Source organism: Methanofollis sp. (assembly GCF_028702905.1).
GTDB lineage: Archaea > Halobacteriota > Methanomicrobia > Methanomicrobiales > Methanofollaceae > Methanofollis.
This window is the reverse complement of sequence record NZ_JAQVNX010000085.1, coordinates 1-8,846: the sequence shown is the minus strand read 5'-3', so window position 1 is coordinate 8,846 and position 8,846 is coordinate 1. Positions and strand designations below refer to the sequence as shown.

General features: G+C 63.3%; 17 protein-coding genes. 14 read left to right on the top strand and 3 right to left on the bottom strand.

From position 1 onward, the window contains the following. On the bottom strand, positions 1-202 hold a 202-nt coding region (locus PHP59_RS09690), incomplete at its 3' end, for a hypothetical protein (protein WP_300166442.1). A gap of 23 nt (positions 203-225) precedes the next feature. Next, on the bottom strand, positions 226-660 hold the full coding sequence (locus PHP59_RS09685) for a hypothetical protein (RefSeq protein WP_300166440.1): 435 nt from the start codon (positions 658-660) through the stop codon (positions 226-228). Positions 661-764: 104 nt separating this feature from the next. On the opposite strand from PHP59_RS09685, the gene PHP59_RS09680 reads away from it, so the two are divergent. Then, a complete protein-coding gene (locus PHP59_RS09680) occupies positions 765-1,580 on the top strand; it encodes a methyltransferase domain-containing protein (RefSeq protein WP_300166438.1) in 816 nt (271 codons plus the stop codon). Positions 1,581-2,182: 602 nt separating this feature from the next. Here PHP59_RS09680 and PHP59_RS09675 read toward each other — a convergent pair. Further along, positions 2,183-3,184, bottom strand: coding sequence for an AI-2E family transporter (locus tag PHP59_RS09675; protein WP_300166436.1), 1,002 nt, complete (start codon positions 3,182-3,184; stop codon positions 2,183-2,185). A gap of 216 nt (positions 3,185-3,400) precedes the next feature. Between PHP59_RS09675 and PHP59_RS09670 the strand changes: the two genes are divergently transcribed. The 13 genes from PHP59_RS09670 to PHP59_RS09610 all read left to right on the top strand — a co-directional run. Beyond that, positions 3,401-3,886, top strand: a complete 486-nt coding sequence (locus PHP59_RS09670) for a hypothetical protein (RefSeq protein ID WP_300166434.1) — start codon at positions 3,401-3,403, stop codon at positions 3,884-3,886. After that, positions 3,874-4,125, top strand: a complete 252-nt coding sequence (locus PHP59_RS09665) for a DUF2109 domain-containing protein (protein ID WP_366943746.1) — start codon at positions 3,874-3,876, stop codon at positions 4,123-4,125. The genes PHP59_RS09670 and PHP59_RS09665 overlap by 13 nt, the downstream gene beginning before the upstream one ends. Further along, the gene (locus PHP59_RS09660) at positions 4,118-4,357 is read left to right on the top strand and encodes an EhaD family protein (protein WP_300166431.1); all 240 of its coding nucleotides are present in this window, start codon (positions 4,118-4,120) and stop codon (positions 4,355-4,357) included. The genes PHP59_RS09665 and PHP59_RS09660 overlap by 8 nt, the downstream gene beginning before the upstream one ends. Continuing rightward, on the top strand, positions 4,347-4,583 hold the full coding sequence (locus tag PHP59_RS09655; RefSeq protein WP_300166429.1) for a DUF2107 family protein: 237 nt from the start codon (positions 4,347-4,349) through the stop codon (positions 4,581-4,583). The genes PHP59_RS09660 and PHP59_RS09655 overlap by 11 nt, the downstream gene beginning before the upstream one ends. After that, entirely contained in the window at positions 4,580-5,029 is a 450-nt protein-coding gene (locus PHP59_RS09650; protein WP_300166427.1) for a DUF2106 family protein, read from the top strand. The genes PHP59_RS09655 and PHP59_RS09650 overlap by 4 nt, the downstream gene beginning before the upstream one ends. After that, positions 5,026-5,619, top strand: a complete 594-nt coding sequence (locus PHP59_RS09645) for an EhaG family protein (RefSeq protein WP_300166425.1) — start codon at positions 5,026-5,028, stop codon at positions 5,617-5,619. Before PHP59_RS09650 ends, PHP59_RS09645 begins: the two co-directional genes overlap by 4 nt. Beyond that, on the top strand, positions 5,612-6,268 hold the full coding sequence (locus tag PHP59_RS09640; protein ID WP_300166423.1) for a hypothetical protein: 657 nt from the start codon (positions 5,612-5,614) through the stop codon (positions 6,266-6,268). The genes PHP59_RS09645 and PHP59_RS09640 overlap by 8 nt, the downstream gene beginning before the upstream one ends. A gap of 5 nt (positions 6,269-6,273) precedes the next feature. After that, on the top strand, positions 6,274-6,477 hold the full coding sequence (locus tag PHP59_RS09635; protein ID WP_300166421.1) for a hypothetical protein: 204 nt from the start codon (positions 6,274-6,276) through the stop codon (positions 6,475-6,477). Position 6,478: 1 nt separating this feature from the next. Further along, a complete protein-coding gene (locus tag PHP59_RS09630) occupies positions 6,479-7,321 on the top strand; it encodes an NADH-quinone oxidoreductase subunit H (RefSeq protein WP_300166419.1) in 843 nt (280 codons plus the stop codon). Continuing rightward, the gene (locus PHP59_RS09625) at positions 7,318-7,566 is read left to right on the top strand and encodes a hypothetical protein (RefSeq protein WP_300166417.1); all 249 of its coding nucleotides are present in this window, start codon (positions 7,318-7,320) and stop codon (positions 7,564-7,566) included. The genes PHP59_RS09630 and PHP59_RS09625 overlap by 4 nt, the downstream gene beginning before the upstream one ends. Beyond that, entirely contained in the window at positions 7,563-7,952 is a 390-nt protein-coding gene (locus tag PHP59_RS09620) for a DUF1959 domain-containing protein (RefSeq protein WP_300166415.1), read from the top strand. The genes PHP59_RS09625 and PHP59_RS09620 overlap by 4 nt, the downstream gene beginning before the upstream one ends. Continuing rightward, positions 7,949-8,407, top strand: a complete 459-nt coding sequence (locus PHP59_RS09615) for an NADH-quinone oxidoreductase subunit B family protein (protein WP_300166413.1) — start codon at positions 7,949-7,951, stop codon at positions 8,405-8,407. The genes PHP59_RS09620 and PHP59_RS09615 overlap by 4 nt, the downstream gene beginning before the upstream one ends. Then, positions 8,404-8,846 (top strand): nickel-dependent hydrogenase large subunit (locus PHP59_RS09610; protein ID WP_300166411.1); only part of this gene is annotated, 443 nt, incomplete at its 3' end. The genes PHP59_RS09615 and PHP59_RS09610, both read left to right, overlap by 4 nt.

Sequence of the window (8,846 nt, the reverse complement as noted above, 5' to 3'; positions counted from 1 at the left end):
CGAGCATGGCGATGAGCACCAGCAGGGAACCGGAGAGTTCGTCTTCCATCTGCTCGTCGAAGGCGGTGTTCCCGGTGATCTCGATCCGGACGCCGGGCGGCGGGGACTCGCTGTCGATCACCGACTGAATGTTACCGAGGACGCTGCGGGAGAAGTCCTTCGAGACGCCCTGCTCCACGGTGACGAGGGCCAGGGTCATCATATTGGAGGGGAGGAGTTTCTCCTTCAGGTCAGGCGGGAGACGAGCGTATGCGCCGTCGCCTTCGAGTCGGGGAGGGCGCCGCCGTTCATCTGCATGAGCACGTCGGCAAGGCTCTGCACGGAGGCGACATGCCTGACCCCCCTGATCTCGCCGTCGAGTCTGTCGAGGAAGACGAGGAGGTCGGGGTCGAGGGGGTTGTCGCACCGCACCAGGAGGACCACCGTGTCGGAGAGGAAGCGTTCGCTGTAACTGTCATAGATGACCCCCTCCTTCGTCGTCTTGTCGAGATAGGTGTTCGACCCGCTCTCCATCGTGACGCCTGTCATCCCGACGATGCCGGCGACGAAGAGGACGCCGAGCAGGAGGGCGAGGTGGGTGGGATAGCGGAGGATGCCCGTGGCCACGCCGTTGAAGATCTGTTCTATACCTGAGATATCGTCTGATTTTTGTGGGATCATTCCAACGCCTGTATACAGAGTACTTTTCTGTCAGCCCGGCATGGTCTTTTCGCATCCCGGCCCTGACCGCCACACTCATATCAGATCACCCCTACAGGAGGTGCATGGAACCTCTTCCCGATTACAACGAACTCTGGCGGGCGGCGATCGAGGCCGGCGGCAGGGAGAAGATCGACGACCCGGGTGCGGTCTGGGACCGCCGGGCCGGGGCCTACGACCGTGCCAGGGGGGAAGAAAAAGGGGCGGACGAGGTCTCGATGATGACGATCGGTCCGGACGACACGGTCCTCGACATCGGGGCAGGCACAGGGCGTCTTGCGGTCCCGATGGCGCGGGCGGCGCGGCACGTCACCGCTCTCGACCCGTCGGGAAAGATGCTTGCGGTCCTCAGGCGCCATATGGAGGAGGCGGGCCTCAGGAATTACACCTGCATGAAGGCACGCTGGGAGGACGTGACGCCGGGCATCGACATCGGCCCCCACACGGTCGTCGTCGCCGCAAACGCCCTCGGCTTTGCAGACCTGAGACGGGAACTCGAAAAGATCGACGCGGCGGCGACGCGGGCGGTGTACCTCTTCTGGCACGCGGGTGAGTGGCGGGAGGCCGACGAACAGGAACTCTGGCGTGACGTCTTCGGCGCGGAAGGAGGGCGGGGCGGGTATCCCGACTACCTCTTCGTCGTCCACGTCCTCCACGACCTCGGCATCTACGCGAACGTGACGATCACCGGGACGGAGTCGGTCACGCCCTACCCATCGCCCGAAGCGGCCGCGGCCGACTGGACGAGGATGCACGAACCCCCGGCGGGAAAGGAGGAGGTCGTCGTCGAGCACTTCAGGAAGGCCCTGGAACCCGACGGGGACGGGGGGTACGTGCTGGTCAGGCGGAGAAAGAGGGCGATGGTGTGGTGGGAGAAGTGAGGGGTTCAGGTCTCAAAATGGGGGGTATTTAGTCAGACGCCGGGAATGCCCAAAAAACGGCTTTGTAAAAACCCTCATACTTGGGCTGATGTATCCCCGATCTTATGAAGAGGTACACAGAGATCCACTACCTTCCTCATGATTTAGCCGGGGGACTACGCCCCCGGACCCCCGCTCAGGATTGGACCTCAAAGGGGCAAACCTGCATTTTGAAGAGGGGACTGCCCTCCACCCCCTATCCTAATGGCAGGGGGACCGGGGGGCGGCAGCCCCCCGGACGAGACACTCCAGAATAGGATTTCTACAGAGTCCAAAAAACGACTATTTTCCCGTTTCGCCGGAGGTATGATCCCACCGAACCGTGACGCAGGTGGAACCTCAGAATCGTGCGCCAATACACGATCAAAGAGAAAATCAGGGGACATAGCAGGGATATGAGCGGCAGGAATGCCCGGAGGATGTATCACTCTGCCCCTCCGGGGAACACCCACCAGAGGGCTTCCGGAAGGGCTGATATAGGGGGGAATCGGCCTGAAATCATGAGGTTTACCATGAAAACCACGGGGATGGTTTTCAAAGCATGGGCATGCAGGACAGAAGTCTCACACCTCCGCCCCCTTCGCCTCCTCCATCTCCTCGATGAAGATCCGGTACCCCGCGACGGCGAGCGCGAGGAAGAGAGGGCCGAGGATGAAGCCGACGATGCCCATCGTCACGAGGCCGCCGAAAAATCCGATCCACATGATCACCGGGTGGATCGCGGCACGCCTGCCCATCATGAGAGGGCGGAAGTAGAGGTCGGGGAAGGCGCAGACGATCGGGTAACCGATGAAGGCCGCCAGGGCCGCCCCCCTGACGTCGCCGAGGGAGAGGGCGTGGATGCCGATGAAGAACATGATCAGGGAAGGCCCCAGGATCGGAATGAGCTGGAAGATCCCGGCCATCACCGAGAAGAAGATGATGTGGTCGTAGCCGAGAAGCCAGAAGAAGGGGATGGCGAGGAAGAAGGTGATCACCGCCGTCGCCACGTGGACGATATAGATCGCATAGAGGGTGTCGACCGAGGTGACGGTCATCCTCTCGACCGCGGCCCGCAGGCGGGCGGGGAGGGCGGCCGTCACCTCCGCGGCGACCGCCTCGCCCCGGAAAACGAACATGAACAGGGCGAGGAAGAAGACGATGACGTCGATGACGAGCATCGGCACCTCAGACGCAAATGTCCCGGCCCAGTCGCCGAAACGGGCGACCTGCTCACCGGCCCATGCGGCGATGCCGGCCGACTGGACAGGCCCCACAGCCGTCTCCCCCTCGGCCCCGATCCAGGCGAGGATCCCCTGCACGATCCCGGCGAGATAATCGGCGTTCAGGGCAAGGACGGCGATCGTGAAACCCGCCGCGACGGTAAGGGCGAGAAAGACCGTGACGGTCGTGAGAAGGGACGCCATCTCCTCACCCACCCACCGGCAGAACCACCGCTTCAGGGGCAGGATGACGACGGCAAGGGACGCGGCAATGACGACCACCCAGAGGAGGTTCCAGAAGGCGAGGGCCGTGACGGCAAAAACGGCGAAGACGAGGATGAGGGTCAGGCGGTCGTGCGTCATGGAATATACAGAGATACGGCTCTGACAGGAATAAAATAGTATGGGAGGCGGGAGACGGCCTCCGGCACTGCCGTCATCTGAGATTTCTTATAGGATGGTCGCAAATACCTCAATCAATCGTGAAACGCCCGAATTTGACTCTTACAAAACCGTATAAAAATATTTATGGGTGTGCTCCGGTTAATTAGGTTAAATGAATAGACGCGGAGAGAGGAGATGCTTGCTGACTATCAACAGATCGTGATCGCTGCCGTCCTCTGCTGGGTCCTCTTCGTCACCGTCGATATCGTCTTCAGGTTGCCGGAGAAAGGAGGCGTGAGCGGTGCGACGGCCATCGGCCAGAGTATCGAGGAGCACGGCGGTGCCCTCGCGGGCGGGACGATGATGGGAAATATCGTCTCCTCGCCCGACGCCTCGGCCGGCACCCTCCTCGCCGCGTGCGGGGTCTATGTCGCCGGCCTTCCCGGAGGACTCGCGGCGGCCGCCCTTGTCTTTTTCGGAAACCGTATCTGCCATGACCCGGGCTATGCCGGCACCACCGGCGCCGTCCTTGCAAGCCTGATGGTCGCCGGGTTCGCCGGCATCGGTTTTGCCCCCGAGAACTTCATCGCCGGCATGGTGATCGCGATCCTGACCATCCAGGGCCTCTCGCACAGGCACGCAAGCCGTCTCCTCGCCCGCATCTGGGGGTGGCGGAGTTGATCGCCCTGTACGTCTGCGGGGTTGTCGCCCTCCTTGCCGCGGTGCGCTGCCTCGCCGAGAAGGAGACCTACCTGAAGCTCCCGTACCTGAATGTGATGAACTTCGCCGTCGCCGGGATCATCGTGCTCCTCATCGACCACCCCCTCTCCCTCCTCGCGGGTATCGCCTACTTCGTGGGCTCGACCCTGGAGGCGAACGCCATCGCGAGCGCAAAGGCCGGAGGTGTGAAGCATGATTGAGTTCCTGCAGGTCGTCCTCGCCGCGATCGCCCTCCTCGGGGCCGTCGCAACGGCGCTCTCCCGCGACCCCTTCGACAAACTCATCGCCCTCGGCGTGATGATCGGCGGGATCCTGCCCTTCATCGTCGATAGGGGCTACCTCGACGTCGCCGTCGCCGTCGCCCTGCTTGCGCCGATCACGACGATCTTCGTCCTCACACTCGCCTGGAGGAGGGACGAAGATGGAGCCTGAACTCATCCTCGGCCTCGCCATCCTCATCATCGGGGCCGTCGCCGCCGCGTTCCCGCGGCCGAAGACCTACCTCTCCCGGATCATCAGCCTGGAGATCCCGGGGTGGGGCCTTCTCCTCGTCATGCTCGCGTACGACGAGACCCTCGCACTCCTCACCTTCATCGCGGTGACCGCCATCTCCACCTTCGTCATGGTCAGGGTGGCCGAGAGGAGGGGAGAGCCATGATCAGCAGGATCTCGAAGATCCTCTCTGACTACGAGAACCTCACCCTCCTCTACGCGGCGCTCGTCCTCGTCGTCATCCTGGTCGGGGCCCTCTCCCTCCCCGCGATCACCTACCAGGGGGACACCCTGTACCCGAAGACGATCGACAGGACAAGCACCCTCGACCCCTATGATCGGGGCGGCGAACCCTTCAACACGACGCCGGTCGCGGCGCAGTACCCGGAGAACTCGCCGTACCTCGGGTACGTGACCGCGTACCTCACGCCCTTCTCCCTCTTCCTGGCAGAGACCACGCCCCACCTCGGGACGACGATCGTCTCCCATCCGGGCGGCATCATCGACGAGATCCTGTACAACACCCGGGGCCTCGACACCGTCGTCGAGACGAGCATCCTCTTCACGGCCTTTGCGATCGCGTCCTACCTCTTCAGGAGGCGCGACGGATGAGTTACGAGATCGCCCTCCCGGTCGTCCTGGTCGCGGTCGCGATCGCCTTCATCGCCCTCGCGCTCGAAAAGGACGACCTGCACCGCCTCCTCCTCACCGACCTCGCCGAGATCACCGGCCTTGCGATCATCGCCCTGGTGGCGACCGACCTTGCCGAGGCCCTGATCCTGCCCGGCCTGGTGGTCGGGATCTCCGAACTGATGGCCCTCTCCGAGGTCTACCTCGTCAAGGAAGGGCTGACGGCGGTCCCGAAGAGAACGATGCACCTCGAAGTGATGGACAGCGCCCCCGCGATCCTCGCCGGCGGCCTCGTCGTCTACGGCATCATCCTCTCGGGCTTCTCGGGCGGCGCAGTGGCAGGCCTCGGCATCCTCTTCTGGTTCTTCTGCAAGGGACACGACGAGGCCTTCGAGATCATCGAGACGGCCTCGGGCTATGCCTGGGCCCTCTGGATCGCCGCCTTCTTCGTCTTCATGATCGCCCCGCAGCACTGGCTCTTCGCGGTGATGATCGCGGGCGGCGCAATCCTCCTCAAGGTGATGGCAAAGATGGCTCTTGTCGGCACAATGCGGGGTGGTCGGGATGTTTGACCTCCCCATCGAGGGGGCGGAACTGCTGGCTGTCGAGTTCGGCGACATCGTCGACTACTTCAGCGTGTACACGGCCGTCCTCTTCGTCTTCGCCCTCCTGTTCACGGTGCTTGCGATCGTCAGCCGCCCGGAAAAACCGGTGGACATCGTCTTCGGCGGCGACGCCTACTACACGAAGGAGATCCCGCCCGAACAACTCCGCTTCCAGAGGTTCATGGCCATCGCCTGCGGCCTCGCGACTCTCGGGGCGATGGTCTCCGGCGACCTCTTCAACTTCACCCTCTTCAGCTCCATGATCGGGATCACGAACATCGGGATCGTGGCCGCGGTGAAGAACAGGCACGTCCTGGAGGCCGCGTACCAGTACGGGATCGTGGCGATGGTCGCCACCGTGCCCCTCTTCGGCGGGGCGGCGATCGCCCTTGCGGCGACCGGCACCCTCTCCATCTGGGCGCTCGCCGGGATCGGGGCCGTGCCCCTCCTCGCCAAGATGTTCCTGGTGGTCGGCGTGATGGGAGAGGGGATGGCGCCCTTCTACATCGGAAAGGCCGAGATCACCAGGGCGCCGGGCGCACCCTACGTACTGATGATCCATGTGAGTTCCCTCCTCCTCTTCCTCAGAGTGGTGGAGATCGCCCTGACGGTGTGATGACAATGAAAAAACAGACGGCACTTGCGGTGACGGTGGCGGCGGGCATGGTCTGCGTCGCCGCCTCGGCGGCGTGGCACCTCGGCCTTGTCGAGACATGGGTCTCGATCGTGCTGACCGTCGTCGCCTTTCCCTTCTTCCTCGTCGCCCTCGGCCTGTGGTGGAATGCAGCGGAAAAAGAGGGGGACACCCCGTTCATAGGGTACTGACATGATCGAATATCTCATCTTCGCGGTCTTCGCCGGTCTTCTCCTCCACGGCATCCACAGGAAGGCGATCGCACGGGTACAGGGACGGCCCGGCCCGCCGGTCTGGCAGGAGATCCTCCATGTGCTGAAGTTCTCCTTCAAGGAGACCTGGATCCCGGCCACGGCCAGCGAGACGCTCTTCGTGGCGGTCGTGCTCATCGCCATCGGCGTCTGGAGCACCGCCCTCTTCGTCCTCCTCACCGGCGGGAGTCTCCTCCTCCTCTTCGCCGTCTACATGCTCCACAAGATCGTGGAGCACGGTCTCGGCCTCTCCTCGGGGTCGCCGTACGGGAAGTTCGGGGCGATCAGGTCGGTGATGTCCGCGGCCTCGGAGATCCCGCTCTTCGCCACGATCGCCGCCGTGTACCTGGTCACCGGGTCACTGATGATCTCGGACATCCAGGCATGGCAGGCAGTGCACGGTCCCCTCCTCCTTGCGGTCCCGCCCGCGGCCATCGCCCTGTACATCGTCGTCCTGGCGAAGATGCACTACAGCCCCTTCGCCGTCATCGAGAGCAAGGAGATCGTCAGCGGCAATGTCACCGAGCACTTCGGGGTCTGGCGTGCCGGACTGGATGCAGCCTTCGCGCTCAAGACCTTCGTCCTCCTGTACGCCTTCATCCTCCTCTTCATGGGGCCGATGCCCCTGCTCCTTGCGGCCGTGACGATGGTGCTCCTCCTCCTCTCCCTCTCGTTCATCTGCGCACTGACGCCGATGCTCTCCCCCTTCGACACGGTCACCATCCAGATCGGGGTGGCCGGCCTCATCGTCGTCTATGTCCTTCTCGCGGGGGTGATCCTGTGACTATGATCAGAAACGCCGTCGCCGCCGGTGTGGCAATCTACGGCGCCATCCTTGTCGTCCAGGCAGTCCAGCGCCCGTCGGCCGCCCTGATAGCCATCGCCGCCGCCCTCTTCCTTGGGGCGGCAGGGATCGTCTTCGGGTCAGGGGACGAGCAGAGGCTGAAGAGGACGGAGATGGCCCTTCTCTGGGCATGCGTCGGACTCTTCCTCCTGTACGGCCTCCTGAAAGCAGGAGGTGTCCTGTGACCGAATACCTCTATGAAAAAGACCTCCGCCCCATGAAATACAACATTCTCACAGCGCCGCGGCAGGATCGGACGGTGCGGGAAATGGCCGCCCGCCTCGGCGTGCGGGTGCAGGTCTTCAGGCGCCACCTCATCGAGCGCCTCGACATGTCTGACATGGAGAACATGCCCGCGAGATGGGAGGCCGCGCTTGCGATTCCCGCAAGCGGTGACGCCCTTGCCGACGCCCTCGGCCGCGACCTCTTTGTGCGGAAGATCGCCGTCTTCACGCCCGCGGAGATGGAGGCCGCATACGAAAAGGCCCGCGCCCTCGCCGCCGGCGGGGCGTCCCCGGACGCCGCCGTCGAAGAAGGAAAGAAAGCCCTCAGGGAGGTGATCACCCCATGACAGACCTGCTCCAGAAACTCAAAAACGCCGTGCGGTCGCGCTCGATCCATGTGGCCTACGTGGACACAGGATCGTGCAATGGCTGCGATATCGAGGTGCTCGCATGCCTCTCCCCCCGCTACGACCTCGAACAGTACGGGATCTATGTCCACAACAACCCGAGAGAGGCCGACGTCCTCCTGGTGATCGGGTGCTGCACCCCGCAGTGGGAGGACAAACTCAAGGGCCTCTGGGAAAAGATCCCCGAGCCCAAGGTGGCGATCGCCATCGGCAACTGCCCGATCTCGGGCTGCGTCTTCAACAGGGAAGGCGGGTACGTCAACCCCCCGGCCTCGAAACACATACCGATCGCAGCCTCGGTCCCCGGATGCCCGCCCCGCCCGACCGAGATCATCAGGGCGATCCTCTCGCTCGCGCCGACGATCTTTGCAGACTATGAGGAGAAAAAACAATGAAAAAAACGGTCGATGTAGCGATACCGATCGGCCCTGTCCACCCCTGCTGGAAGGAACCGGTCAGGATCAAGTGCGAGACCAGAGGAGAGCACGTCCTCAGCGCCGAGGTCGAGATGGGCTACATGAAGAAAGGGATCGAGAGGATCATGCAGGGGAGGCCCTGGCAGGAAGTGATGTTCCTTGCCGAACGGGTCTGCGGGATCTGCTCGGTCGTCCACAACATGGTCTTCATCGAGGCGATGGAGACGATCTCCGGGATCACGCCCCCGCCGCGGGCGGCGTACCTCAGGGTGGCCGTCAACGAACTCGATCGGATGGCAAGCCACCTCATCGCCAACTTCTCGTACTGCTACACGATCGAGCACGAGACCCTGGGCATGTACCTCCTCAATGAGCGCGAGCACGTACTGGACATGCTCGAACGGATCACCGGCAACCG